Here is a 24,301-nt window from a genome sequence, read left to right as displayed (position 1 = left end):
TGCTCCTTGGTGCGGGGGGGACACAAGACGTATCGGGACGGCACCGAACCTTCCGCATCCCCAGTGTCCGGTATTCGACTGGGGGACGTGTGTCCAGACCCCTCCTCCCCACTTCTGGGGAGGGGGCGGGTCGAACCTCCATCGAACCCGCTCAAACCTGTGCATCGGTGACGAGGCGCTTGACGCGTGCGTACGCGCGAGGGCGATCGCGAGCAGCCGGCGACCGCGTGCTGACAACTGCTCGCCGTTCGCTCAACTCAAACCGCCAATGGCCGAACCAACGGTTGAGCGGGCTCTCGCCTGCCGCTTCCTTCCCCTCCAAGGAGCACTCAGCACCCATGGCGCTTCGCCTCGTCGCGCCGGTCGACGGACCGGCCAAGAAGACCTCCGCCGCCCCGGTCACGGGCGCCGCCGCCGTCGCCGCGGTCACCAACCGCGCGGCGTCGCTGCTGGACGCCCACGACCTTGCGGGCTGGCGCGTCCTCGCCGACGGCGCCGCCAAGCTGACCGACGACAACGATCGCTACCAGGCGCGCCGCCTGCTGATCGAGTCGATCCTCTCCCACGGCACCTCCGCGCCCGCGCAGACCGCCGAGCGCTTCCTGGCCGGCGCGGTCGCCGCGCTGGACGCGCTCGACGAGAACCCGCGCGAGCCGGTCCTCCTGAACTTCGCCGGCGTCCTCTTCTACGAGCTCGGCGCGGTCGTCGCGGCCGAGGCGCTGTTCCGCGCCGCCCACCGCCTCGACGACCAGCTGCCCGACGTCGCCGGCAACCTCGAGGCGTGCAAGCGCCGCCGCAAGGCCGGCATCACGACGCCGCAGGGTCTCCCGCCGCAGGTCCTGCGCGCGCTGCGCGACCTCGGCCCGCGCGCCCAGCGCCTCGCGCAGAAGGCGGTCCCGGCGACCGGCCAGACCGTGTCGCTGTGCATGATCGTCAAGGACGAGGAGTCGATGCTCCCGCAGTGCCTCGCGTCCGTGAAGGACTTCGTCGACGAGCTGATCGTCGTCGACACCGGCTCGACCGACCGCACCGTCGAGATCGCCGAGGGCTTCGGCGCGACGGTCCTGCACCACGAGTGGGACGGCGACTTCGCCGCCGCGCGCAACGTCGGCCTCGAGGCCGCGACGTCCGACTGGCTGATGTACCTCGACGCCGACGAGCTCCTCAACGAGGGCGAGGGCGAGAAGCTCCGCGCGCTGCTCGGCCACACCTGGCGCGAGGGCATCTTCCTCGTCGAGACCAACCACGTCGGCGAGCTCGAGGACGGCGTCGGCGTCCAGCACAACGCCCTGCGCCTGTTCCGCAATCGCGCGTCGTACCGCTTCGAGGGGCGCGTCCACGAGCAGTTCGCCCACAAGCTGCCCGACCTGCCCGAGCGCATCGAGTACTCGCAGGTCCGCATCGAGCACTTCGGCTACCTCGGCGCGGTCCGCGACGCCAAGGGCAAGCAGACGCGCAACCTGGAGCTGCTGCAGCGCCAGCTGGCCGAGGGCGTCGACACGCCGTTCCTGCACTTCAACCTCGGCTCCGAGCAGGCCGCGGCCGGCGACGTCGCCGGCTCGCTGACGCACCTCGCCCGCGCGTGGGCGCTGCTGGAGCGCGATCCTCAGCGCCTGGAGATGGGGTTCTTCCCGTCGCTGGCGGCGCGCCTGGTCAAGGCCCTGAACGCCAACGGCCGCCACACCGACGCCCTCGAGATGGGCGACACCGTCCTGGGCCTGCTCGACGGCTTCACCGACATCGTCCTGGAGCAGGCCCTGGCGGAGCGCGCGCTCGGCCGCCGCGACGAGGCGATCGCCAAGCTCGAGCAGTGCCTGGCGATGGGTGACGCGCCGCCGCGCTACAGCGCCACCGTCGGCGTCGGCACCTACCACGCCCGCAACATCCTGGCCGAGACGCTGATCGAGGACGGCCGTCTGGACGAGGCCGCCGCGCATCTCGAGCACGTCCTGGAGCATCACCCGCAGTTCGTCGCCGTCGTCGAGCCCTACGTGCGCGTCCTGCTGCGCCGCGGGGTGCCGGCCGGCGACGTCGTCGCCCGCGTCGCGGAGCTCGTCCCGAGCCCGACGCCGTCGCAGCGCTTCCTGCTGGCGGTGCCGTTCTACGAGGCCGGCGCGATCGCCGAGGCCGAGACGCAGCTGCGCGCCGTGCTCGCGGCCCAGCCGGGCGCGCACGCCGCGCGCGTCGCGCTCGCCGAGGCCGAGCTGTCCAAGGGCGACCTGGCGGCCGCCGCCGCGACCGCCCTGCTGGTCCCGGCCGACGCGCCGCACGCGCCGGTCGCCGCCCAGACCGCGCTCTTCGCCCGCCTGGCCGCCCCGGCCGACCCCGCGCTGGTCGAGACGGCCTTCGCCTACGCCGGCAGCGCCGGCCTGCCGTCCGGTCACCACGCCGCGTTCCGCGCGTGGCGCGGCGGCGACGGCGCCCCGGTGTCGGTCCCGGCCGCGGCGCAGCCGCTGGTCACCGCCATGCTCGAGTCGCTCGCGCGGCTGGAGCGCTTCGACGAGTTCGAGGCGCTGGCCGGCGTGGTCGACCGGCTCGACCTGCCCTGGCGCGAGCAGCGCGAGCTGCTCGCGGGCGTCTACCTGCGCCGTGGCTTCGGCGAGTCCGCCGCCCGCGAGTGGATCGGCGTGGCCGAGAAGCTCGGCGCTCCGGACGAGCGCGTCCTGCTCGGCCTCGCGACCCTCGCGGACTCCCAGGGCCTGCACGACGACGCCGAGATCATGCGCGCCGAGGCGCGCCAGCTGGCCCAGGCGGCCGCCTGAACCTTCGATGTCCGCCGAGCGCGCACATCAGCTGTTCGACGATCCGACGATCGGCCGAACGTCCATGCCCCTGCTCAAGGGCCTTTCCGGGACACCGATGACCGGAGAGACAGGAGCAGGAGGCTCAGGGACGAGCCGGACGTACTTCGAAAGGATCGACATGGACATCGACGCGACCACGAGGATCGGCCACGGGGCCTTCCTTCGCGCTGCCGACCGAGCGCCTGAGGCGCCGGCGGCAAGCGGCGAGTTCGCGCGTGTCTTCGACCTCGCCGACGCGCGCAAGCGCCGGATGACCGGGCCCGACAGGATCCCGGACGAGGTCTGGGACGACATCAGCCGCGCAGGGCAGCTCGCCGACGACCTGTCGGAGCGCGGCCAGAGCGTGCGGTTCGACACGCATCGCCTCACCAACCGGGTGGTCGCCTCGCTGGTCGACGACGAGGGCCGCGTCCTGCGCCCCGTCGCGCTCGGCGAGCTCTTCGGCACCGAACCCGACCCGGCCCCGGCCGCGTAGGAGAACGAAGGACAACCATGTCCACACCCCCGATCCAGATGAGCGGCCTGGTGTCCGGCCTCGACACCGCGTCGATCATCGACCAGCTGATGGCCGCGGAGAAGATCCCGCGGACCAAGATCACCAACGACCAGGCGATCGACAACAAGAAGGTCAGCATCTACAACGACCTGAGCACCAAGCTCACGGCGTTGAAGACGGCCAACGACGACCTGTCGTCGGCGCTGACCTGGATCGACACGCAGACCGTCGAGTCCACCGACACGACGAAGTTCACGGTCTCGCGCACCGGCGGCGCGCCTCCCGGCGGCTACGACGTCTCGGTCGACCAGCTGGCCTCCGCCGAGCGCCAGACGTGGTCGTTCACGAGCCCGACGGCGGATGGCCAGATGGTCATCAACAACGCCGACGGCACCCCGCGCTCGACGGTCGACCTCAGGGCCGGCGCGACCGTCGACGACGCGGTCTCGGCGATCAACGGCGCCACCGGCGGCAACCTCTACGCGGTCAACGTCAACGGCAGCCTCGTCCTGAGCGCCAAGACGACCGGCGCGTCGTCGGGCTTCTCGATCTCCGGCGCCGGCGCCGGGAGCCAGACCGAGCGGATCGCGGGCACCAACGCGAAGCTCACGATCAACGGCACGCAGTACGAGCGCGAGTCCAACACGATCAAGGACGCCATGCCGGGCGTCCAGTTCGTGCTCAAGGGCAAGACCGCCGCGGGCACGACCGAAGCCCTGACCGTCGGCTCGCCCGGTCCCGACAAGGACGCGATCACCACCAAGGTCAAGGCGTTCGTCTCGGCCTACAACGACGTCGTGACCGCCGGTCGCGGCGCGCTGACCGACACGCCGGTGGTCAACGCCACGGCGGCCGACGACATCGTCAGGGGATCGCTGTTCGGCGACTCCGGCCTCAACGACATGCTCTCGAGCTTCCGCTCGACGATCAGCGCCGCGGTGCCGGGCCTCTCGGGCACGCTGAGGTCGCTGGCCGACATCGGCATCTCGACCGGCGCGTCGACCAGCGGCGGCACGATCAACCAGGACGCCCTCGACGGCAAGCTCACGCTCGACGAGACCAAGCTCTCGACCGCCCTGGACGCCGACCCGCTGACCGTGCGCAGCCTCCTCGGCGGCACCGCGAACGTCAACGGCTTCGCGCAGCAGTTCCGCAACGTCCTGAGGAACTACCAGGGCTCGACGGGCCTGATCCAGGCCCGGATCACCTCCACCAACTCCGACCTCTCCGACCTCGCGGCGAAGCTGACGACCTTCGACGCCCGGATGGACTCCAAGCAGCAGCTGCTGACCAAGCAGTTCACCGCGATGGAGACCGCGATGGCCAACAGCCAGGCGGCCGGCTCGAAGCTGTCGAGCTTCACGGCCAGCTAGCCCGCGGACCTCTGACCTCAAGCACCGCCGATCCCCAGCGATCAACCCGTACGTCCCCCTCCCTCGGAAGCGACCACCATGAACCCCTACGCCAGCCCGCAGGCCTACCGCGACTCCGCGGTCCTGACCGCCTCTCCCGAGCAGCTCGTCGTGATGCTCTATGACGGCGCCGTGCGCTTCCTGCGTCAGGCCGAGGTCGCCATGAACGAGGGCGCCTGGCTGCACTCCTTCGAGAAGCTCAACCGCGCCGAGGCGATCCTCGACGAGCTCCTCGCGACGCTGAACATGGACACCGGCGAGATCGCCGATCGCCTGCAGGCGATCTACATCTTCTGCAAGAAGACGCTGATCGAGGCCCGCATCCAGCGCCAGGGCGAGAAGATCGCCCAGGTCGTCGCGCTGCTGTCCAACCTGCGCGAGGCATGGGCCGCGCTGGCCCAGCAGGCCGCCGCCGTCGCTCCCGCCTCGGCATGAGCCACCAGATCTACGCGCAGCTCGTGGCCCTCGGCCGCGAGGAGCACGCGCTCTGCACCGACGGCCGCTGGGAGGACCTCGCGGACCTCAACGCGCGCCGCGACGTGCTCCTGAGCCTGCTGCCGGCGCAGGCCCCCGCGTGGGCCATGGCCGACCTGCGCGAGGCCGTGCGCCTCCAGGCGCTGAGCGCCACCGTCATCAAGCAGGGCATGATCGAGACGGCGGGCGAGCTGCGCCGTCTGAAGACCGGCCGCACGGCCGCCGCCGGCTACCAGTCCGGCACCGGGGTGGCCAAGCCGCTGCCCTCCTTCAGCTCCGCGGCCTAGCCGCATGTCCGACCGGCGCGTTCGCGCCGGGACGGTTCCTCCGCATCCCACTCAAGCGCGACTCCGTTCGGCCGAGAACGGTGAGTGGGTTGCCATGGCCGGCGACTGACTCAGAGCCCACGGACGGGCGGCAGTGACCTCGCACGTCCATGGGACTCTTCGACACCACCCAGATCGGCCTCGAGCGCGCCCTCTCCGGCAGCGCTCTCCGGCAGCAGGCGATTTCGCAGAACATCGCGAACGTCAACACCCCCGGCTACCGCCGCCAGGACGTCGACTTCGCGTCGGCCCTGCACGCGGCGTGGGACGGGGGCCAGTCCGCGGTCTCGTCGGTGAACCCGACGCAGCAGGCGGACATGTCCAGCGTCATGCGCGCCGACGGCTCCTCGGTCGACATCGACCAGGAGGCCTCGACGCAGGCCGAGAACGGCCTGCACTACGAGGCCATCGAGTCGGTCATGAAGACGCGCATCTCCATCCTCAAGTCTGCGATCGGTGGTTCCTGATGGGCCTGTTCGACGCGATCGGCATCTCCGGCTCGGGCCTCACGGCCGAGCGCATGCGGATGGACGTCACGTCCGAGAACCTCGCCAACGCCGAGACGACGAAGGCCGCCAACGGCCAGCCGTACCGGCGCAAGGAGGTCGTGCTCCAGGAGGCCGGCGGTGCCGGTAACGACTTCGCCTCGGTCCTCTCCTCGGTCCAGGGCGGCGGCTCCGGCTCCGGCGCCGGCGTCGCCAACGGCGTCAAGGTCTCCGGCATCGTCGAGGACTCCAGCCCGCTCAAGCGGATCTACGACCCGGGCCATCCGGACGCCGACAAGAACGGCTACGTGACGATGCCCAACGTCAACACGGTGACGGAGATGACCGACCTGATCTCCTCCTCCCGCGCCTACGAGGCCAACGTCACGGCGATGCAGACCGCCAAGACGATGTTCTCCAAGACCTTGGACCTGCTGCGCTGATGCCCGCCATCCCCGCGATCGGCGGCCTCGGCGGCGGCGAGTGGAACGTCGGCTCGATCGGCGGCGTCGACGGCGCCACGAGCGGCACCGGTGCCGCGTCCGGCGCCTCCGGCTCCTTCGGCTCGGCGCTCACGAACCAGATCGGCGCGCTCGAGAAGTCCCAGAACTCCGCTGCCGACGCGTCGCGTTCGCTGGCCGACGGTACGGCCACGGACCCGACGCAGGCGATCGTTGCAGTCGAACGGGCCCAGCTGTCGATGCAACTTGCGGCGCAGCTGCGCACCAAGGGCACAGAAGCCCTCCAAGAGATCTTCCGAACCCAGGTCTAAGCCTCACCCTCCGACCCGGAGCCCCTCCCTCCAATGGCTCTCATCAACTCCATGTCCTTGCGCGGCAAGATCACCCTTGCCGCTTGCGCGCTGGCCTTCCTGGCCGCGTCGGTCTTCATCGTGAAGATGGCCTCCAAGCCGTCCTACACGACCGTGATGACCGGCGTCGACCCGGCCAAGACCACGCAGATCACCTCAGCGCTCACCGCGGCCGGCGTGCCGTTCGAGCTGCAGAACGGCGGCACCGCGATCGCCGTGCAGAAGGGCAAGGAGACGGCGGCCAACGTGGCGCTGGCGTCCAAGGGCCTGAACTCGGGCACGACGCAGCCGGGCTTCGAGATCCTCGACAAGCAGAAGCTGGGCGCCTCCACCCAGCAGCAGCAGGTCGCCTACCAGCGCGGCCTCGAGGGCGAGATCGCCAACACGATCTCCCAGATCGACGGCGCCCAGGGCGCGACGGTCAACCTCACGCTCGGCCAGGACAACCTCTTCGCCGACGAGAGCCAGCCCGCCACCGCGGCGGTCCTGCTCCCGTCCGACGCGTCCTCGATGGACCCCGCGTCGGTCAAGGGCATCGCGAACCTCGTCGCCTCGTCGGTCCCGAACCTGAGGTCCGCGAACGTCACGATCACCGACGGCACCGGCGCGATGCTGTGGCCCAACGGCGACAGCTCCGGCGACGGGTCGGGCGGCAGCCTGCCGTCCAAGACGAACGCCGAGGCCAAGTACAACGCCTCGACGGCCTCGGCCGTCCAGGCGATGCTCGACCGCACCCTCGGCCCGAACAAGGCCCAGGTCATGGTCCACTCCGACCTCAACGTCGACAAGACCGACCTGCAGAGGCTGCAGTACGACACCAAGAACGTCGTGCCGTCCGAGCAGAGGGTCACCAACGAGACGCTGAAGGGCACCGGCTCGGCCTCCGGCGGCACGTCGGGCACGGCGAGCAACCTGCCGTCCTACGCCGCCAACGGCAGCGCGTCGGGCTCGGGCAACAACGACTACAAGAACAAGACCTCCGACACGTCCAACGCGATCGGCAAGACGATCACGAAGACGACGGTCGCCCCGGGCACGGTCAACAAGATGGACATGTCGCTCATGCTCGACAAGTCCGTCAGGCTCACGCCCGCGCAGCTGACGCAGCTGAAGGCCTCGGTCAGCTCGGCCGCCGGCCTCAACACCAAGCGCGGCGACACGCTGGCCGTCACCCAGGGCCTGAGCTTCACGCCCACGACGGCCGCCCCGAAGGCCGGTCCGATCCCGGCCGCCTTCTCGGGCATCCTCAAGGGCGCGGGCATCGGCCTCGGCGCGCTGATGTTCCTGTTCTTCGTCACCCGCCACCTGCGCAGGCGCGAGCGTGGCGAGCTGATCGACGAGCCGTCCTGGCTGAAGTCGCTGGAGGCCGCGAACCCGCGCGCCGAGCTGATGCCGATGCCGGACTTCACGTCCGACGCCGGCGCCAGCGAGGTGTCGATCGCCACCAGCGACCCGCGCCGCCAGCAGCTCGACAACCTGATCCACGACGAGCCCGAGCGCGTGGCCGCGCACCTCCGTCAGTGGGTCACGGAGGACAACAAGTGAGCGTCGCGACCCGCGGAGGCGCGGCCGCGCTGACCGGCCGCCAGAAGGCCGCCGTCTTCCTGATCACGATCGGGACGACGCGCGCCGCCGACGTCCTGAAGTTCCTCTCCGAGCGCGAGATCGAGGCGATCTCGGCCGAGATGGCGTCGCTGTGGCGCGTCAAGGCCGAGACCGCGGACGCGGTCGTCCAGGAGCTCGCCGAGCGCTTCGACGCCCAGGACGAGTTCGCGATGGGCGGCCCGCAGTTCGCCCGCGAGGTCCTGGTCCACCTGCTCGGCGAGACGCGTGCCGAGGAGATCCTCGGCCAGATCACCGCCCAGGCCGAGCTGCGCCCGTTCGACTTCCTGCGGCGCACGCCGCCGGAGCAGATCGCCACGTTCCTCGCCGACGAGGCGCCGCAGACGATCGCGCTGGTCGTCGCGTCGCTGCACACGACGCTCGGCGCGAAGGTGCTCGGCTGCCTGACCCCCGAGGTCCAGGCCAACGTCGCGATGCGCATCGCGACGATGGAGGACACCAACCCGGGCGTCATCGAGGACGTCGAGCGCGGCCTGCGCCTCAAGCTCTCCAACGTCCTGACGCAGGAGTTCAGCCAGGCCGGCGGCGTCGACTCGCTCGCCGAGCTGCTCAACCGCGCCGGCCGCTCGACCGAGCGCACGGTGCTCGAGGCGATCGCCGAGACCGACGGCGAGCTCGCCGACGAGATCCGCCAGAAGCTCTTCACGTTCGACGACATCGTCGTGCTCAACGACCGCGACATCCAGCTGCTGCTGCGCGAGGTCGACCAGAAGGACCTCGGCCTGGCGCTGCGCGGCGTCAGCGACGAGGTCAAGGACACCATCTTCCGCAACATGTCCTCGCGCGGCGCCGAGATGCTCCAGGAGGACCTGGACACCGGCAAGCCGCAGCGGCGGTCGGTCGTCGAGGAGGCGCAGTCGCGCATCGTCGGCGCGATCCGGCGCCTGGAGGACGCGGGCGCGATCACGATCGGCCGTGGCGGCGAGGGCGGCGAGGCGTCCGAGGACGACATCATCTGATGCAGGACTTCGCCTTCCCCACGCTGGAGCCGACGGCCGGCTTCGAGACCATCGGCGCCCCGGCGCCCGAGGTCCCGCAGATCGACCTCGAGGCCGAGGCCGAGGCCGCCCGCGCGGCGGGCCACGAGGCCGGCTTCCAGGCGGGACTGCTGGAGGCCCAGGCGCAGATGGCGTCGGGCGTCGCGGCCCTGCAGGCCGCGGCCGACGCGGTCGCTGCCGAGCGCGCGCGGATCTCCGCGGCCGTCGAGGCGTCGGCCGTCGAGCTGGCGCTGCGGATCGCCGAGCAGGCGATCGGCGCGACGATCGCCGCGCAGCCCGAAGTCGTTGTTGATGTGGTACGCGGCGCGCTGCGCCGGCTGGTCGAGCGCGAGCGCGTGACGGTCCTCGTCAACCCCGAGGACCTGGAGCTCGTCCGCGGCGCGGCCGAGACGCTGGCCAACGAGCTGGGCGGCATCGAGACCTGCGACGTGCAGGCCGAGCGCCGCGTGGCGCGCGGCGGCGCGATCGTCCGGACCGTCGAGGGCGAGGTCGACGCGACGCTCGCCACGAAGCTGGCCCGCGCCCGCGAGGCCGTCGAGGAGGCGCTGCGCGCGCCCGCGACCGCCGTCGGTGAGCATGCCTGAGCTCGTCCTCGAGCAGGGCGGCGCGATCCTCGCGCCCGAGGCCGAGATCGCGCAGCGCCTGGCGAGCCTGGGCCGTGCCGTCTCACGCGCGGACCTGCACCGCCGCCACGGCCGCGTGATGGACCTGATCGGCCTGATCGTCGAGGCGACCGGCCTGGAAGCGGAGGTCGGCGAGGTCTGCGACGTCCGCACCGGCCGCGACCCGCAGACCGGCAGCTGGAGGACGATCCCGGCCGAGGTCGTGGGCTTCCGCTCCGGCCGCACGTTGTTGATGCCCTTGGGCGAGATGCACGGCATCGGCCCGGGCGACACGGTCACCGCGACCGGCCGCCAGGTCTCGGTCCCGATCGGCTCCGACCTGCTCGGGCGAGTTCTTGATGGCCTTGGTGACCCGATCGACGGCGGCAGCTCGCTCGGCGCGCTGACCCAGCGCCCGATCGTCGCCGCGCCGCCGTCGCCGCTGCTGCGCCCGCGGATCACCGACCGCGTGACGCTCGGCGTGCGCGCGCTCGACTCGCTCGTCCCGTGCGGCCGCGGCCAGCGCCTCGGCATCTTCGCCGGCTCGGGCGTCGGCAAGTCCTCGCTGATGGGGATGATCGCGCGCTCGACGTCGGCCGACATCAACGTCATCTGCCTCGTCGGCGAGCGTGGCCGCGAGGTCAAGGAGTTCATCGAGCGCGACCTCGGCAGCGCGATCGAGCGCTCGGTCGTCGTCGTCGCGACGTCCGACCAGCCCGCGCTCGTGCGCATCAAGGCGGCGCTGACGGCCACGACGATCGCGGAGCACTTCCGCGACCAGGGCCACGACGTCATGTTGATGATGGACTCGGTCACGCGCTTCGCGATGGCCCAGCGCGAGGTCGGCCTCGCGATCGGCGAGCCGCCGGCGACGCGCGGCTACACGCCGTCGGTCTTCGCGCTGCTGCCGAAGCTGCTGGAGCGCTCGGGCACCAGCCCGGACGGATCGATCACCGCGTTGTACACCGTGTTGGTCGACGGCGACGACATGAACGAGCCGATCGCCGACGCGGTCCGCTCGATCCTCGACGGCCACATCGTCCTCAGCCGCGACCTCGCGCACATGGGCCACTACCCGGCGATCGACATCCTGCAGTCGGTGTCCCGGCTGGAGGGCGAGATCATGACGCCCGACGTCCGCGCGGGCGCGACGCGCCTGCGCGCGCTGCTGGCCGCCTACCGCGACAAGAAGGACCTGATCGCGATCGGCGCCTACGAGCGCGGCTCGGACCCGGTGACCGACATGGCGATCGACCTGAAGGACTCGATCGACGGGTTCCTCAAGCAGCGCCCGGACGAGGCCGTTCCCGGCCCCGACTCCGACCACCTGATGCTGCACACGGTCGGCATCACCGAGGTCTCGGTCGGCGATCTCGCCGCCGCGATGCCGGCTGCGTCGGCCGCTCCCGCCGCGCCCGAGCCCACGGGCCCGTCCGCGATCCCGCCGCTGAACCTCGCGATCTGACACGCGCTGTCCGACAAGCGTCCAGCGCCCTTCATCCGTCCTCCCACCGTCCGACCTCCTGACTGACATGTCCCGTCCCTTCCGCTTTGGCCTCGAACGTGTCCGCGAGATCCGCGCGCACGACGAGGACCAGGCCAAGGAGCGGTTCGCGGCATCGCTGAACGCGCGCGTGCGCGGCGAGGCGGCGCTGCGCTCGGCCGAGCAGCACCTGCGCGACGCGCAGACCGGCGTCACCGCGCCGGCCCTCGGGCCGCTGAGCGGCGCGACGCTCGTCGCACGCCAGGCGTGGGTCGAGCGGCTGGAGCAGTCGCGCTCCGACGCGCAGCTGCGGATGGCCAACTACGAGGCCGACCTGCAGAGCAAGCGCGGCGAGCTGGCCCAGGCCAGCCAGGCCCGCGAGGTGCTCGACCAGCTGAAGACCAAGCAGCGCGAGGCCCACCGCGTGCAGGCCGAGCGCGTCGAGGCCGCCGCCCTGGACGAGATGGCGCTGCAGATGCACGTGCGGAAGATGGCGGCCTGATGAGCATCGAGCTGATCGGCCAGCGCGTCGCCGCGATCCAGCAGGAGATCGCCCAGTTCACCGGGCAGTCCTCCGCGACGTCGTCGACCGACTTCGCCTCGCAGCTCGCCGCTGCGCAGTCTGCGAGTGGTTCGACGTCCTCCACGACTTCCTCTGTGGCTTCCACCGCCACGCCGACCACGCTCGGCGGCGGCACGCCCACGCAGTACGACAGCCAGATCACGGCCGCCGCCAACAAGTACGGGATCGACCCGGCGTTGTTGAAGGGCTTGATCCGGCAGGAGTCCAACTTCAACGCGAGCGCCCAGTCCGGCGCCGGCGCGCAGGGCCTGACCCAGCTGATGCCGGCCACGGCGAGGTCGCTCGGCGTCGACCCGTCCGATCCCGCGCAGGCGATCGACGGCGGCGCGAAGTACCTCAAGCAGCAGCTCGACCGCTTCGGCGGCGACGCGTCCAAGGCGCTGGCCGCCTACAACGCGGGCCCGGGCGCGGTCGCCAAGTACGGCGGCGTCCCGCCCTACGCCGAGACGCAGAACTACGTCAAGAGCGTCCTCGCGTTCGCCGACCAGTACCGCGCGAGCGGGACGGCGGCCGCGACCGCCTCGACGACCGGCACGAGCGCGACCACCGCGGCGCAGCTGCTGCAGCAGACGCAGCCGGTCTCGGCCGCGAGCCTGCTCGCGAGCAGCGACGACTCCGACAGCGACAGCGACGCCACGTCGGCGCTCACCGCTGCGGACCCCACCACTTCTTCCTCCGGAACGTTGAACTACAGCACCGTATAGGCCATGTCATCCCTCCCCATCACCCCGCCCAAGGCGCGGGTGGACCCCGCTCCGAGTAGGAGCGCCAGCCCACCCGGTGGCTCATCCGGCGAAGACTTCGCCGCCCTCCTGAGCCAGACCACCACCCAGGCCCGGACCGCACCTGCGGAAGGCCGCAACACCCGCCCCGCCCAGAGCCGTCGTGACGACGACGGCCGCGCTGTGCGCAGTCAGCACGACGACGACGCCAAGCCCGACGCCACCTCCAGGGCGTCCGACGACGCGTCCAAGACGCAGTCCCAGCCGACGGCCAAGGACGCCACCGATCCCGATGGGAGCGGCAAGGGCGCCCAGCAGCAGGCCGGCCAGGACGCCGATGCGCAGCAACAGCAGAAGCAGGGCAACCCCGACGCCAACGCAGCCGCCTCCACGGCCGCGGCCGCCGCGCTCGCCCTCCAGGCGACGCCGTTGGTGCCGAAGGGTGCAGGCAACCCGGTGGTCGCCGACGGCGGGGTGCCCGGCCAGAACGCACAGACGCAGCAGGCCGTGGTCGCGACCGACGTCGCGGCGCAGGCCGCGCTGGCCGCCGCCACCGACGCGAAGGCCGCCGCCACGGGCGACGGCACGCCGGCCGGGAAGCTCCAGCTTCCCGCCGAGCTGCTCGACGCCAAGGGCGCCGGCAAGCACGCGGCCAAGGGCATCAAGACCTCACAGGGCGGCGCCGTGATCGACGGCCTCCCGCCCGCGCCGACGCTCGCGCCGACCGCCACCGCGGCCGCGCAGGCCGGCGCCGGTGCCGGTGCCGGCCAGCAGGGCGGCGCAGGCAACAACCCCAACAACGGTGCCGGCGCCCAGGCCCAGCCCGCGACGCCGCCCACGGTCGCCGCCGGGCAGCCGACCGCCACGCCGCTGACCGCGGTCCCGACGGCCAGCGGCATGCCGCAGCTGACCAAGGGCTCGGTCGTCCAGACCGCCGAGCGCGTCCAGGAGCTGGTCCGGATCGCGACGACCCGTGCCGGCAACGCGCGCGCCACGCTGCAGCTCAGGCCCGAGGCGCTCGGCCAGGTCGACGTGCAGCTGCGCACGACCAAGGACGGCCTCGTCGCGACGATCGCCGCCCACGACCAGGCCGGGCTCGACGCGCTGCAGAACGCCGCCGGCGAGCTCAAGCGCACGCTCGAGGACCGCGGTGTGCAGCTGCACAGCCTCGACCTCCAGCTCGGCGCCGGCGCCGACTCCGGCTTCTCCAACCAGGGCGACGCCCGCCAGGCCTCCACCGGGCAGGGCGGCCGCAACGCCTCCTACGGGCTCGACGGCGAGGACGCCGACGACGAGCTCGAGCTGACCATCTCCCGCACCCCGTCGATCCCAGCCGGCGAGCTGGTCGACGTGACCGCGTGACCCCCGCGCGTAACTAAAAGGACGAGAGGAAGGACCCTCATGCCCAGCGTCGATCCCGCCGCCAGCAGCATGTACACCAACCAGGCGTACAACACCACCAGGACCACCGATGCCACGTCGATGGACAAGAACGGGTTCCTGAGGATGCTGACCGCGCAGATGTCCAACCAGGACCCCACGTCCGGCCAGGACCCCAACCAGTACTTCCAGACGATCTCGATGATGACCGAGGTCGAGCAGATGACCAACGTCGCCACGTCGCAGACCGCGCAGCTGTCGCGTCAGAAGGACACCAACGCCCAGGCGATGCTCGGCCACCAGGTCAGCTACATCACCCAGGACCCGACGACCGGCGCGAGCAGCACGGCCACCGGCACGGTGGCGTCGGTGCAGTTCGACGACACCAAGGGGCCGTCGCTGACGATGGCCGACGGGAAGACCCTGGTCGACCCGGATTCGGTCACGTCGATCCAGTAGTCACGGGTCATGAGCAACGCTTTCAACCCTGCGCTCGTCCCGCCCGGAGTCTCGGGGGTGGGTGGGCCCGCATCTGTCGGCGTCCGGACGCAGCCGGTTCGGCCGTCTGTCCAGGGACCTCAAGGTCCGAGCTTCTCGGACGTATTCAAGGACACGGCGGGCACGACGCCCGTCTCGTTCAGCAAGCACGCCCTCCAGCGTCTGGAGCGCCGCAACCTCACGGTCGACAACGCCGTGATGCAGCGCCTCAACGACGGGGTCGATCGTGCCGCGGGCAAGGGTGCCCGCGACGCGGTGGTCCTCGTGGACGAAACGGCTTTCGTGGTCTCGGTCACCAACCGCACGGTCGTCACGGCCGTCGGCAAGGACCAGATGAAGGACCACGTGTTCACGAACATCGACAGCGCCGTCATCGCCTAGCGGCGGCGCGGCACGGAACGCCAAAACCAAACCGGCTGGACCCCATCTGGGGAAGCCGGAGGATCCACAGGAGCCTCCCAGCAATGATCCGCGGCATGTACTCGGCCATCTCCGGCCTGCAGACGCACCAGACGATGCTCGACGTCGTCTCCAACAACCTGGCCAACGTCAACACCGTCGGCTACAAGTCCTCCCGCGTCACCTTCAAGGACCAGCTGCAGCAGACGCTGTACGGCGGGTCCGCCGAGGGTCCCAACACCGGCGGCACGAACTCGGCGCAGGTCGGCCTCGGCGTGCAGCTCGGCTCGATCGACTCGGTCATGACCGACGGCTCGCTGCAGTCGACCGGCACCTGGCGCGACGTCGCGATCCAGGGCGACGGCTTCTTCCGCGTCGGCCTCGGCGACCCGTCGACGACGCCGGCGACGATGCCGACCGAGATGAACTACACCCGCGCGGGCAACTTCATCGTCAACGACCAGGGCTACCTGACGACGCCGGAGGGCTACTACGTCATGGGTCGCGACACGACCACGACGCCGGCCACCGACGCCTACATCCAGATCCCGGACGGCGCGACCGCGATGGCCGTCGGCACCGACGGCTCGGTCTCCTACCTCCCCGCCGGCGGCGGTACGCGCACCAACGCGGGCACGATCTCGCTGGCGAAGTTCTCCAACGACGAGGGCCTGGTCCGGATGTCCGGCAACCGCTGGGCCTCGAGCCCGTCCGCGGGCACCGAGCAGGTCGGCACGCCGGACGGCGGCAAGACCTTCGGCTCGACGATCGGCGGCACGCTGGAGATGTCCAACGTCGACCTCGCGTCCGAGTTCACGAACCTGATCGTCGCCCAGCGCGGCTTCCAGGCCAACTCGAAGGTCATCACGACCGCCGACGACATGCTGCAGGACCTGGTCCAGCTGAAGCGCTAGTTGTAGCACTTGGTTCCAGGACTCTTTCGCAAGTCATAGGAGTACTGCGAGGCCGCGGCGCGGCCGCCCGCTCGGATGCGGAGGGCATCCGCGCGGGCGGGCGTGCCGTGGCCTCGATTCGTTTAAGCCTGCAAACTGGCTGCCGACTACCCCGATCGAGGGATAAACAGATGATCGAGCTCCACAAGCTGTCCACCACGCGCGAGCCCTTCCAGCTCAACGTCGACCTGATCGAGCGCATCGACGCCTCGCCCGACTGCCACGTCACGCTGACCACCGGCCAGCGCATCGCGGTGACCGAGTCGGTCGACGAGGTCGTCGGCAGGATCCGCGCCTGGCGTGTGGACGTCATGGCGCGTGCATTGCGCCTCGCACGCTGACAGCGGCGCGCTGTCGCTCTCAACTAGCACACCGGGCGGCCGACAACCGGGTCAGACAGCAAGTCTTCCCTACCCGGAGTAAGCAATGCCTGAAGAGACCCTCTCGCGCCAGCTCGTGGTCTTCTCGCTTGGCGAGGAGGAGTACGCGCTTCCCATCACCCAGGTCCACGAGATCATCCGGTTCACCGAACCGCGATCCGTGGCCTCGTCGGACCCGTCGGTCCGCGGTGTGATCTCCCTGCGCGGCAAGATCCTGCCGGTCTACGACCTGGCCACCCGGCTCGGCGTCGAGCACGCCGACGTCAGCGAGGCCAAGATCGTGATCGTCGAGACCGCCGAGGACATGGCCGGCGTCGTCGTCGACGACGTCGAGGAAGTCATCACGATCGACGGCGAGCAGCTGGACGAGGCCCCCACCGCTGGTGGTCGTGGCATCGACGGCATCGCCAAGATCGGCGACCGCCTCGTCGTCCTGCTCGATCCCGAGGGGATCGTCGGCGCCGCCGCCGACATCGTCGCCTCTGCCGACGCCCCGGAGGTCGACGACCTCCGTGTCGCCGCCTAGGCCGTAGGAACCGCAATCGTGCTCGCCGCCGCCCGCACCGCCAAGCCGTCCCGCATCCTCGTCGCCGACGACTCCACGTTCATGCGGCGCCTGCTCACGCAGGCGCTCCGTGACGCGGGGTTCGAGGTCGTCGGGGAGGCCGGAGACGGAGACGAGGCGCTCAAGCTCTACCGAGAGCTGCGCCCCGACGCCATGACGCTCGACCTCGCCATGCCCGGCATGGACGGGATCGGCGTCCTCCGCGCGCTGCGCGGTGAGCGCTCGTCGCTGCCCGTCGTCGTGGTCTCGGCGTTCTCGCCGGCCCACGGCGCCCGGGCGGTCGACGCCCTCGCCGAGGGTGCGTTCGACCTCGTCGCCAAGCCCGCCTTCGGCGAGCCGCTGGAGACGTTCGTCAGCGCCCTGCGGGAGAAGGTCACGGCAGCGGCGAGCTCGAACAAGCCGTCCGCCACGGTCACGACGCTGCCGGCGCCGGGGCGGGCGGGAACCGAGTCCGCGCGTGCCGCCGCGGTCACGCCGACCAACGGCGACACCGCCGTCGCCCGCCTGCGGGCCCGCCGCTCGGCGTCGCCGTCGGTGGCCGGCAGCAAGAAGGTGGTCCTGATCGCGACCTCGACCGGTGGCCCTCGCGCCCTGGCCGAGCTGATCCCCCACCTGCCGTCGCCCCTGGGCGCCGGCGGCATGATCGTCCAGCACATGCCCGCGGGCTTCACCGCCTCGCTGGCCCAGCGCCTGGACCGCAGCTCCAAGCTCAACGTCGTCGAGGCCGGCGGCGGCGAGGCCCTGCGGCCCGACACGCTGATCCTCGCGCCCGGCGGCTCGCACCTGCGCCTGGCCGACAACGGCTCGGCCCGCCTCACCGACGAGGCTGCCATCGGCGGCCTGCGCCCGCGCGCGGACCTGACGATCGCCGACGCCGCGAAGCTCTTCGGCGAGCGCCTGCTGCTCGTCGTCATGACCGGCATGGGCAAGGACGGCCTGGAGGGCGCCAAGGAAGTGCGCGCCCGCGGCGGCCGGATCCTCGCCGAGGCCGAGTCCACCTGCACCGTCTACGGCATGCCGCGCGCGATCGTCGAAGCGCAGCTCGCCGACGAGGTCGTCCCCCTGCACCAGCTCGCGGACGCGATCCGGGCGGAGGTCGGAGCATGAGCACGTTCACCCCCACCACTTCGCCGGCCCGCGCCGGCGCCTCCGACGAGTACGAGCAGTTCTGCGTCGCGTTCCGCCGCGTGTGCGGGATCGACCTGCTGCAGTACAAGCGCGGCCAGATGGAGCGCCGGATCCGCTCGTTCGTCGCCACGCGCGGCGGCGGCGTCGACCTGCTGACCTACTGCCAGAAGCTCAACGCCGACAAGGCCGAGCTCAACAAGTTCCTGGACCGCGTGACGATCAACGTCTCGCAGCTCTGGCGCAACCCGGAGCAGTGGGAGACGCTGGAGGCCAAGATCCTCCCGGACCTCGCCGAGACCGGCAGGAACCGCGTCCGCTGCTGGAGCGCCGGCAGCTCGTACGGCGCCGAGGCCTACACCTTGGCCGCGATCGCCCGCAAGGCGATCCCGCGCGCCCAGGTCTCGATCCTCGGCACCGACATCGACGCCCGCATGGTCGAGCGCGCCCGCAGCGGCGTGTTCAGCGGCGAGGACGCCCGCGACGCCCCCACGGCGACGCTGGCCTCGCACTTCGAGATGGTCGACGGCCGGTGGCACGCCGCGCCGGAGCTGAAGAAGGTCGTGCGCTTCGAGCAGGGCGACCTGCTGCGCGTCAACCCGCCGGCCGCGTCCTACGACCTGGTCCTCTGCCGCAACACCGTCATCTACTTCAACGAGGACGTGCGCGACGCACTCCACGGCCGGCTCGCCGCGAGCCTCCGTGAGGGCGGCCGCCTCGTCGTCGGGGCCACCGAGCGCGTCTCGGACCCCGCCGGCCACGGCCTCGAGCCCGAGTCCCCCTTCGTCTACCGGAAGATCTGATGGACACCTCCGAGTACCTCCCCATGTTCCTGGCCGAGTGCCGGGAGAACCTCCAGGAGCTCAACCTGGCCGTCGTGCGCCTCGAGGAGGCGCCCGACGATCGTGAGACGGTCGACGCGATCTTCCGCATCGCCCACTCCCTGAAGGGCATGGCCGCGACCATGGGCTTCGAGGGCATGGCGACCCTGACGCACAAGATGGAGGACGTGCTGGAGCTGCTGCGCCAGCGCGGCGGCGAGCTGTCCCGCGAGGTCGTCGACGTCCTGCTGGCCTGCCTCGACGCCCTGAGCGGCGCCGTGGACTCGATCGACTCCGACGGCTCCGAGGAGCTGGACCCGGCGCAGCTGCTGGAGCGCCTGCAGTCGCTGGTCCGCGACAAGGACGACCCGGAGGCCGTCGAGCCCGAGCCCGAGGTCGTCGCGACCCCGGTCAAGCTGGCCGAGGTCGGCGACGGGCGCACGGTCCTGGAGATCCACGCGGTCCTCGCCGAGGACGCGCAGATGCCGGCCGTCCGCGCCTTCCAGGCGCTGAACGCCGCCGCCGAGCTGGGCGACGTCCTGCGCTCGACGCCCGCCGAGGGCGAGGTCGACGGCTTCGACGGCCGCATCATCGAGATCCTGCTGGCCACCGACCACGAGGTCGAGGCCGTCGCGGCCGCGATCCGCCAGGTCCCCGACGTCGGCGACGCCCGCGTCGCCGAGCACGTCGTCGAGCACGTCGAGGAGTCCGCGCCGCTGGCCGCGGTCGACGAGGACGGCGCTGCCGTTCCCGCCGCCACGCCGGCCGCCGGTGCCGCGCCGGCCGCCCACAAGAAGGGCGCCCAGCACCAGACCGTCCGCGTCGACGCCGAGCGCCTCGACCAGCTCATGCACCTCATGGGTGAGCTCGTCGTCCAGCGCACGCACGTCGAGGCGCTGTCCGCCGAGGCCGACGTCCCGGGCCTGAGCCAGGCGATGCAGGAGCTGACCCGCTCCTCGCACGCCCTCCAGGCGATGGTCATGCAGATCCGCATGATCCCGATCGAGGCCGTCTTCATGCGCTTCCCGCGCCTGGTCCGCGACGTCGCCTCCAAGCTCGACAAGCAGGTCGAGCTGGACCTCGTCGGCAAGGAGACCGAGCTGGACCGCACGGTCGTCGACGCGATCGGCGACCCGCTCGTCCACCTGATCCGCAACTCGCTCGACCACGGCCTGGAGTCCCCCGAGGACCGCATCGCCGCGGGCAAGAACCCGACCGGCAAGCTGACGATCGCCGCCCGCCACGCCGGCGGCAGCATCAGCATCACGGTCAAGGACGACGGTCACGGCATCAACCCGACGAAGGTCGCCGCGGTCGCCGTCGAGCGTGGCCTGATCACCCGTGACCAGGCCCAGCTGATCGACATGCGGGCGGCCATCGAGCTGCTGTTCGCACCCGGCTTCAGCACCGCAGCCGAGGTCGGGGCCCTGTCGGGCCGCGGCGTCGGGATGGACGCGGTGCGAGAGAAGATCCGCGAGCTGGGCGGGGAGGTGACGGTCACCTCGGTTCAGGGCGAGGGCACCGTCAACGAGATCCGCCTGCCGTTGACGCTCGCGATCATGTCCGCGCTGTTGGTGGAGGCCGGCGAGAAGCCGTTCGGCATCCCGCTGCAGCGTGTCGAGCGCACCATGCGCCTCGACGACAACCCCGTCCGCTCGGTCGCCGGGCGCAAGATGCTCGTCCTCAAGGACGAGGCCTTGCCCCTGCGGCGCGCGGTCGACGTGTTCGGTGGCGCCGCCGGCAACGGTGGCGACGACACCCCGGACTCGCATGTGGTGATCGTGCGGGGCCAGGAGGGCTCGATCGCCCTCTCGGTCTCCAAGCTGATCGGCCAGCGTGAGCTGGTCACCCGCCCGCTCCCGCCGAACGTCGCCCAGGAAGCGGCGGTCTCGGGTGCGGCGGTCTTGTCCAACGGCGACATCGTGCTGCTGGCGGACTGCGACGCACTGACCCTGAACACCCACCCGGCGTTGTCCGCGGCCGAGCGCACCGCTCCGGTCCCCGCCGCCGTCTGACGATCACCCAGGAAGCCATGACCACGTTCTCTGAGATGCAGCTCGACGCCCTGCGCGAGCTGGCCAACATCGGATCCGGCAACGCCGGTACCGCGCTCGGCGCGATGCTGGGCAAGTCGGTGGACATCAACGTCCCCACCGCCGCCGCCCTGCCGCTCGACGAGGCGGTCGCGATCGCCGGCGCCCCCGACGAGCTCCGCTACGGCGTGGTCGTGCCGATGGTCGGCGACTTCGACGCGATCGTCGTCCTCCTCTTCCCCGAGGAGGACGCCAAGAAGCTGACCGGCATCTACGGCATCGAGCCCTCGACGCCCGACGGCTACTCGATGCTCGGCGAGGTCGGCAACATCCTCGGCACCAACTACATCAACGCGCTCGCCCAGATGGTCGGCATGGAGATGGAGCCCCAGCCGCCGCAGGTCGTCGAGGACATGCTCGCCTCGATCCTGTCGACGGTCCTGATCGGCCGCGGCGACGACGTCGACGAGGCGCTGATCCTCGACTCCAACCTCCTCGTCGAGGAAGAGGAGTGCACCCTGTCCTTCCTGCTCCTGCCCAACCACGGCGGGATCAAGGAGCTGCTGGGGCGGCTCGGCCTCTAGCCATGGAGACCGTCGTCCGCATGGGCGAGGCGTCAGCCTCGAATGCCACCGGAGACGTGCTGGCGTGCATCGGCCTGGGCTCGTGCATCGGGCTCACGCTCGTCGACCGCAGCAAGGGCGTGGCCGCGCTGGCGCACGTCATGCTGCCCGAGTCCACGCAGTCGGACCCGCCGCAACCCCACAAGTTCGCCGACCTCGCGGTCCCGGCGCTGATCGACCTCGCGCTCGCCCACGGCGCGTCGCGCACCCGCCTCGAGGCCTGCCTCGTCGGCGGCGCCGCGATGTTCTCGTTCGGGGGCAGCGGCCAGGACATCGGCCAGCGCAACGCGGCCGCGGTCACGCGCCTGCTCGAGAAGGAGCGCATCCCGGTGCGCGCCTCCGAGACCGGCGGCTCCAAGGGCCGCACGGTGCGCGTCAGCCTGGGCTCCGAGATCACCATCACCGTCCGCGAGGCCGGCGGCACCGAGACGCAGCTGCTCGGCGGCGGCACCGTGGCCAACCGCAAGGCAGCCCTGATCGCATGAGCGGCTTCCTCGACGCCAACGAGATCGAGAAGCTCTTCGCTCGGGCGAGCGAGGGCAACATGCCGATGGAGTCGGAGGAGCGCCAGGGCCGCCGTGCCCGCTGGCTGCGCACCGTCGACTTCACCCGCCCGACGAAGTTCACGACCGACCAGGAGCGGCGGATCCGCCGCGCCATGGACACGTTCACCGAGCGTGCCAGCACCCGCCTCGTCGCCGAGCACCGCACGGCGATCGAGATGGAGGTCATCGACGTCGGGCAGTTCACCTGGGCCAACGCGTTCGCGCAGGTCCCGGACCACTCCGTCCACATCCAGATCGACACCGCCCCGCACGACGGCCGCATGCTGCTGTCGGCGGAGCTGCCGGTCGTCCTGATCGCCCTGGAGCGCATGCTCGGCGGGCGGGCGGAGACCGCGTCCAAGGACCGCGATCTGACCGACATCGACCTGATGGTCGTGCAGCGGATGTTCGCGACCGTCGTCGACGCGCTGTCGTCGGTCTGGTTCGACGTCTCCGAGATGACGCTGAACATCGCGATGGTCGACACGCAGACGGAGACCGTGCAGGTCGCCGCCGGCTCGGAGCCGACGCTCGCGCTGACGCTCGAGGCGCGCCTGGACGGCCTGTCCTCGACGATGACGCTGCTGATCCCCTACGCCGCGATCGCCCCCGTCGCCGGTGCGTTCTCGCGCCGCGACGAGGAGGTCAAGGTCAGGGACGAGGCCACCGCCGCAGCCGTCAACGAGGGCCTGTCGCGCGTCGAGGTCTCGATGCGCGCCGAGGTCGCCGACACGCACCTGACGCTCGACGAGATCCTGCGCCTGCAGCCCGGCGACGTCATCCGCCTCGACGCCAACGCGGACACCGACATCACCCTCTTCGCCGACCGCACGCCCGTGCACCACGCGCGTGGCGGTCGCAGCGGCAAGCACCGCGCCGTGCAGATCACCGGACCCGTGGAGATCGAGCCGTGAACGCCGAGCAAGCCCTTCTGCGCCTGGGCGCCTCCACCTCGGAGGCGGTCCAGGGCGTCCTGCAGATGTTCTCCCCGACCGGCGTCGCGCCGGGCACCGTGCGGGTCGTCCCGCCGGAGGAGAACCCGTTCGCCGACGCGATGTTCCCGGCGATCGCCGCCGACGTGTCCTACGTCGACGGCGTGACCGGCGGCAACGTGATGGTCATCGGCATCGAGGGCGCGCGCCGGCTGGCCGCGGCCATGATGGGGATGGACCCCAACGAGGTCGAGGCCGGCGGCGAGCTGTCCGAGCTGGAGTTCAGCGCGGTCGGCGAGGCGATGAACCAGATGATGTCGGCCGCTGCCATGGCCACGTCGAAGGTCCTCGACGAAGAGGTCGAGATCGCCCCGCCGGACGTCCGCCAGCTCGACTCGTCCGACTCGGGCGGCGAGGGCTGGGAGCATCCTGGCCACGCCACCGCGGTGACGTTCACGTTCTGCGGCGCACCGTGCCTGCTCGTGCAGCTGGTGCCCAACGCGTTCATCGTGCGCATGACGCGCGCGCTGGACGAGATGACCGAGAGCCACGACGACGCGCCGCTCGGCGACGCCCTGCGGGACATCGCCGTCCGCGTCTGGGCCGAGCTCGGGCGCACGAGGATGCCCTCGGGCCGGATCGTGGCGTTGCCCGCCGGCGCGGTCGTCGAGCTCGACCGCGAGGTCGAGGCCCCGATCGACCTCTACGCCGACGGCATGCGCTTCGCGACCGGCCGGCTGATGGTCACCGAGGACGGCGGGCTCGCCGTCCGCGTCGAGTCGATCCTCGGCGTTTCCAACTCTTCACCACCTACCCCTGAAATCACCCCCACGGAGGTTGCAGTCTGATGGCTCGCGTGCTCGTCGTTGATGACGCCGCGTTCATGCGGAAGATGGTCACCGACGCCCTGAGCGGCGGCGGCCACGAGATCGTTGGCGAAGCCGCCAACGGCGCCGAGGCGGTGGCGCGGTTCCAGGAGCTGCGCCCCGACGTCATGACGCTGGACATCACCATGCCGGAGAAGGACGGCCTGGCCGCCCTGAAGGAGATCATCGCCGTCGACCCCGGCGCGAAGGTCGTCATGTGCTCGGCCCTGGGCCAGGAGTCCAAGGTCCTGGAGTCGATCAAGTTGGGCGCGAAGGACTTCGTCGTGAAGCCCTTCCAGGCCGAGCGCGTCCTGTCCGCGATCGAGAAGGCCCTGGGCTAGTCCCAGCGCCAACATCGCGCT

General features: G+C 71.2%; 28 protein-coding genes. All 28 read left to right on the top strand.

Annotated elements, in window-relative coordinates; genetic code table 11:
• The first annotated feature begins 338 nt into the window (after nt 1–338).
• The gene (locus H030_RS36115; RefSeq protein WP_051221517.1) at nt 339–2,762 is read left to right on the top strand and encodes a glycosyltransferase family 2 protein; all 2,424 of its coding nucleotides are present in this window, start codon (nt 339–341) and stop codon (nt 2,760–2,762) included.
• A 160-nt stretch (nt 2,763–2,922) separates the two neighbouring features.
• A complete protein-coding gene (locus H030_RS0102530) occupies nt 2,923–3,279 on the top strand; it encodes a hypothetical protein (protein WP_027004962.1) in 357 nt (118 codons plus the stop codon).
• Between the two features lie 17 nt (nt 3,280–3,296).
• Nucleotides 3,297–4,673, top strand: coding sequence for a flagellar filament capping protein FliD (gene fliD / locus H030_RS0102525; protein ID WP_081690450.1), 1,377 nt, complete (start codon nt 3,297–3,299; stop codon nt 4,671–4,673).
• A 78-nt stretch (nt 4,674–4,751) separates the two neighbouring features.
• The gene (gene fliS, locus H030_RS28675; RefSeq protein ID WP_035125770.1) at nt 4,752–5,147 is read left to right on the top strand and encodes a flagellar export chaperone FliS; all 396 of its coding nucleotides are present in this window, start codon (nt 4,752–4,754) and stop codon (nt 5,145–5,147) included.
• Nucleotides 5,144–5,473, top strand: a complete 330-nt coding sequence (locus H030_RS0102515; protein WP_027004960.1) for a hypothetical protein — start codon at nt 5,144–5,146, stop codon at nt 5,471–5,473. The genes fliS and H030_RS0102515 overlap by 4 nt, the downstream gene beginning before the upstream one ends.
• A 149-nt stretch (nt 5,474–5,622) precedes the next feature.
• Nucleotides 5,623–5,979, top strand: a complete 357-nt coding sequence (flgB, locus tag H030_RS0102510) for a flagellar basal body rod protein FlgB (protein ID WP_027004959.1) — start codon at nt 5,623–5,625, stop codon at nt 5,977–5,979.
• Nucleotides 5,979–6,440: a flagellar basal body rod protein FlgC gene (gene flgC, locus H030_RS0102505; RefSeq protein WP_027004958.1), complete on the top strand. Its 462-nt coding sequence runs from the start codon at nt 5,979–5,981 to the stop codon at nt 6,438–6,440. The genes flgB and flgC overlap by 1 nt, the downstream gene beginning before the upstream one ends.
• Entirely contained in the window at nt 6,440–6,769 is a 330-nt protein-coding gene (locus H030_RS0102500) for a flagellar hook-basal body complex protein FliE (protein WP_027004957.1), read from the top strand. Before flgC ends, H030_RS0102500 begins: the two co-directional genes overlap by 1 nt.
• A gap of 33 nt (nt 6,770–6,802) precedes the next feature.
• Entirely contained in the window at nt 6,803–8,353 is a 1,551-nt protein-coding gene (gene fliF, locus H030_RS0102495; protein ID WP_081690449.1) for a flagellar basal-body MS-ring/collar protein FliF, read from the top strand.
• Entirely contained in the window at nt 8,350–9,390 is a 1,041-nt protein-coding gene (fliG, locus tag H030_RS28670) for a flagellar motor switch protein FliG (RefSeq protein ID WP_051221515.1), read from the top strand. The genes fliF and fliG overlap by 4 nt, the downstream gene beginning before the upstream one ends.
• Complete coding sequence (locus H030_RS36110) at nt 9,390–10,013, top strand: FliH/SctL family protein (RefSeq protein WP_051221513.1); 624 nt, start codon at nt 9,390–9,392, stop codon at nt 10,011–10,013. The genes fliG and H030_RS36110 overlap by 1 nt, the downstream gene beginning before the upstream one ends.
• Complete coding sequence (locus tag H030_RS0102480) at nt 10,006–11,496, top strand: FliI/YscN family ATPase (protein WP_051221511.1); 1,491 nt, start codon at nt 10,006–10,008, stop codon at nt 11,494–11,496. Before H030_RS36110 ends, H030_RS0102480 begins: the two co-directional genes overlap by 8 nt.
• A gap of 67 nt (nt 11,497–11,563) precedes the next feature.
• Complete coding sequence (fliJ, locus tag H030_RS0102475) at nt 11,564–12,016, top strand: flagellar export protein FliJ (RefSeq protein WP_027004954.1); 453 nt, start codon at nt 11,564–11,566, stop codon at nt 12,014–12,016.
• Nucleotides 12,016–12,801: a lytic transglycosylase domain-containing protein gene (locus tag H030_RS38115; protein ID WP_081690447.1), complete on the top strand. Its 786-nt coding sequence runs from the start codon at nt 12,016–12,018 to the stop codon at nt 12,799–12,801. The genes fliJ and H030_RS38115 overlap by 1 nt, the downstream gene beginning before the upstream one ends.
• Nucleotides 12,802–13,002: 201 nt before the next feature.
• Nucleotides 13,003–14,181, top strand: coding sequence for a flagellar hook-length control protein FliK (locus tag H030_RS0102465; protein WP_027004953.1), 1,179 nt, complete (start codon nt 13,003–13,005; stop codon nt 14,179–14,181).
• Between the two features lie 39 nt (nt 14,182–14,220).
• Entirely contained in the window at nt 14,221–14,658 is a 438-nt protein-coding gene (locus H030_RS0102460) for a flagellar hook capping FlgD N-terminal domain-containing protein (RefSeq protein WP_027004952.1), read from the top strand.
• Between the two features lie 9 nt (nt 14,659–14,667).
• Nucleotides 14,668–15,078, top strand: coding sequence for a TIGR02530 family flagellar biosynthesis protein (locus H030_RS0102455; protein WP_027004951.1), 411 nt, complete (start codon nt 14,668–14,670; stop codon nt 15,076–15,078).
• Between the two features lie 83 nt (nt 15,079–15,161).
• A complete protein-coding gene (locus H030_RS0102450; protein WP_027004950.1) occupies nt 15,162–16,010 on the top strand; it encodes a flagellar hook-basal body complex protein in 849 nt (282 codons plus the stop codon).
• A 170-nt stretch (nt 16,011–16,180) separates the two neighbouring features.
• Complete coding sequence (locus tag H030_RS28655; protein ID WP_035125767.1) at nt 16,181–16,390, top strand: flagellar FlbD family protein; 210 nt, start codon at nt 16,181–16,183, stop codon at nt 16,388–16,390.
• An 85-nt stretch (nt 16,391–16,475) separates the two neighbouring features.
• Nucleotides 16,476–16,955, top strand: coding sequence for a chemotaxis protein CheW (locus tag H030_RS0102440; protein ID WP_027004949.1), 480 nt, complete (start codon nt 16,476–16,478; stop codon nt 16,953–16,955).
• A gap of 18 nt (nt 16,956–16,973) precedes the next feature.
• Nucleotides 16,974–18,101: a chemotaxis-specific protein-glutamate methyltransferase CheB gene (cheB, locus tag H030_RS0102435; protein ID WP_027004948.1), complete on the top strand. Its 1,128-nt coding sequence runs from the start codon at nt 16,974–16,976 to the stop codon at nt 18,099–18,101.
• The gene (locus H030_RS28650; RefSeq protein WP_051221509.1) at nt 18,098–18,922 is read left to right on the top strand and encodes a CheR family methyltransferase; all 825 of its coding nucleotides are present in this window, start codon (nt 18,098–18,100) and stop codon (nt 18,920–18,922) included. Before cheB ends, H030_RS28650 begins: the two co-directional genes overlap by 4 nt.
• Nucleotides 18,922–20,955 (top strand): chemotaxis protein CheA, encoded by a 2,034-nt coding sequence (locus tag H030_RS0102425; RefSeq protein ID WP_027004947.1) that lies wholly within the window; start codon nt 18,922–18,924, stop codon nt 20,953–20,955. Before H030_RS28650 ends, H030_RS0102425 begins: the two co-directional genes overlap by 1 nt.
• A 17-nt stretch (nt 20,956–20,972) precedes the next feature.
• A complete protein-coding gene (locus H030_RS0102420) occupies nt 20,973–21,557 on the top strand; it encodes a chemotaxis protein CheC (RefSeq protein ID WP_027004946.1) in 585 nt (194 codons plus the stop codon).
• 2 nt (nt 21,558–21,559) lie between these two features.
• Nucleotides 21,560–22,081 carry a chemotaxis protein CheD gene (locus H030_RS28645; RefSeq protein ID WP_051221507.1) on the top strand — a complete coding sequence of 174 codons (522 nt, stop codon included), beginning with the start codon at nt 21,560–21,562 and terminating at the stop codon, nt 22,079–22,081.
• Nucleotides 22,078–23,055, top strand: a complete 978-nt coding sequence (locus H030_RS0102410) for a flagellar motor switch protein FliM (RefSeq protein WP_027004945.1) — start codon at nt 22,078–22,080, stop codon at nt 23,053–23,055. The genes H030_RS28645 and H030_RS0102410 overlap by 4 nt, the downstream gene beginning before the upstream one ends.
• A complete protein-coding gene (locus H030_RS0102405) occupies nt 23,052–23,921 on the top strand; it encodes a FliM/FliN family flagellar motor switch protein (protein WP_027004944.1) in 870 nt (289 codons plus the stop codon). Before H030_RS0102410 ends, H030_RS0102405 begins: the two co-directional genes overlap by 4 nt.
• Nucleotides 23,921–24,280: a response regulator gene (locus H030_RS0102400; RefSeq protein WP_027004943.1), complete on the top strand. Its 360-nt coding sequence runs from the start codon at nt 23,921–23,923 to the stop codon at nt 24,278–24,280. Before H030_RS0102405 ends, H030_RS0102400 begins: the two co-directional genes overlap by 1 nt.
• Nucleotides 24,281–24,301 lie beyond the last annotated feature (21 nt).

The organism is Conexibacter woesei Iso977N, from assembly GCF_000424625.1.
Lineage (GTDB): Bacteria > Actinomycetota > Thermoleophilia > Solirubrobacterales > Solirubrobacteraceae > Baekduia > Baekduia woesei_A.
This window is presented reverse-complemented; position numbering and strand designations above follow the sequence as displayed.

Excerpts from the sequence above, each read along its gene's own strand:
- H030_RS36115 (WP_051221517.1), top strand. The coding sequence starts at position 339 with ATGGCGCTTCGCCTCGTCGCGCCGGTCGACGGACCGGCCAAGAAGACC.
- H030_RS0102530 (WP_027004962.1), top strand. The coding sequence starts at position 2,923 with ATGGACATCGACGCGACCACGAGGATCGGCCACGGGGCCTTCCTTCGC.
- fliD (WP_081690450.1), top strand. The coding sequence starts at position 3,297 with ATGTCCACACCCCCGATCCAGATGAGCGGCCTGGTGTCCGGCCTCGAC.
- fliS (WP_035125770.1), top strand. The coding sequence starts at position 4,752 with ATGAACCCCTACGCCAGCCCGCAGGCCTACCGCGACTCCGCGGTCCTG.
- H030_RS0102515 (WP_027004960.1), top strand. The coding sequence starts at position 5,144 with ATGAGCCACCAGATCTACGCGCAGCTCGTGGCCCTCGGCCGCGAGGAG.
- flgB (WP_027004959.1), top strand. The coding sequence starts at position 5,623 with ATGGGACTCTTCGACACCACCCAGATCGGCCTCGAGCGCGCCCTCTCC.
- flgC (WP_027004958.1), top strand. The coding sequence starts at position 5,979 with ATGGGCCTGTTCGACGCGATCGGCATCTCCGGCTCGGGCCTCACGGCC.
- H030_RS0102500 (WP_027004957.1), top strand. The coding sequence starts at position 6,440 with ATGCCCGCCATCCCCGCGATCGGCGGCCTCGGCGGCGGCGAGTGGAAC.
- fliF (WP_081690449.1), top strand. The coding sequence starts at position 6,803 with ATGGCTCTCATCAACTCCATGTCCTTGCGCGGCAAGATCACCCTTGCC.
- H030_RS36110 (WP_051221513.1), top strand. The coding sequence starts at position 9,390 with ATGCAGGACTTCGCCTTCCCCACGCTGGAGCCGACGGCCGGCTTCGAG.
- H030_RS0102480 (WP_051221511.1), top strand. The coding sequence starts at position 10,006 with ATGCCTGAGCTCGTCCTCGAGCAGGGCGGCGCGATCCTCGCGCCCGAG.
- fliJ (WP_027004954.1), top strand. The coding sequence starts at position 11,564 with ATGTCCCGTCCCTTCCGCTTTGGCCTCGAACGTGTCCGCGAGATCCGC.
- H030_RS38115 (WP_081690447.1), top strand. The coding sequence starts at position 12,016 with ATGAGCATCGAGCTGATCGGCCAGCGCGTCGCCGCGATCCAGCAGGAG.
- H030_RS0102460 (WP_027004952.1), top strand. The coding sequence starts at position 14,221 with ATGCCCAGCGTCGATCCCGCCGCCAGCAGCATGTACACCAACCAGGCG.
- H030_RS0102455 (WP_027004951.1), top strand. The coding sequence starts at position 14,668 with ATGAGCAACGCTTTCAACCCTGCGCTCGTCCCGCCCGGAGTCTCGGGG.
- H030_RS0102450 (WP_027004950.1), top strand. The coding sequence starts at position 15,162 with ATGATCCGCGGCATGTACTCGGCCATCTCCGGCCTGCAGACGCACCAG.
- H030_RS28655 (WP_035125767.1), top strand. The coding sequence starts at position 16,181 with ATGATCGAGCTCCACAAGCTGTCCACCACGCGCGAGCCCTTCCAGCTC.
- H030_RS0102440 (WP_027004949.1), top strand. The coding sequence starts at position 16,476 with ATGCCTGAAGAGACCCTCTCGCGCCAGCTCGTGGTCTTCTCGCTTGGC.
- H030_RS28650 (WP_051221509.1), top strand. The coding sequence starts at position 18,098 with ATGAGCACGTTCACCCCCACCACTTCGCCGGCCCGCGCCGGCGCCTCC.
- H030_RS0102425 (WP_027004947.1), top strand. The coding sequence starts at position 18,922 with ATGGACACCTCCGAGTACCTCCCCATGTTCCTGGCCGAGTGCCGGGAG.
- H030_RS0102420 (WP_027004946.1), top strand. The coding sequence starts at position 20,973 with ATGACCACGTTCTCTGAGATGCAGCTCGACGCCCTGCGCGAGCTGGCC.
- H030_RS28645 (WP_051221507.1), top strand. The coding sequence starts at position 21,560 with ATGGAGACCGTCGTCCGCATGGGCGAGGCGTCAGCCTCGAATGCCACC.
- H030_RS0102410 (WP_027004945.1), top strand. The coding sequence starts at position 22,078 with ATGAGCGGCTTCCTCGACGCCAACGAGATCGAGAAGCTCTTCGCTCGG.
- H030_RS0102400 (WP_027004943.1), top strand. The coding sequence starts at position 23,921 with ATGGCTCGCGTGCTCGTCGTTGATGACGCCGCGTTCATGCGGAAGATG.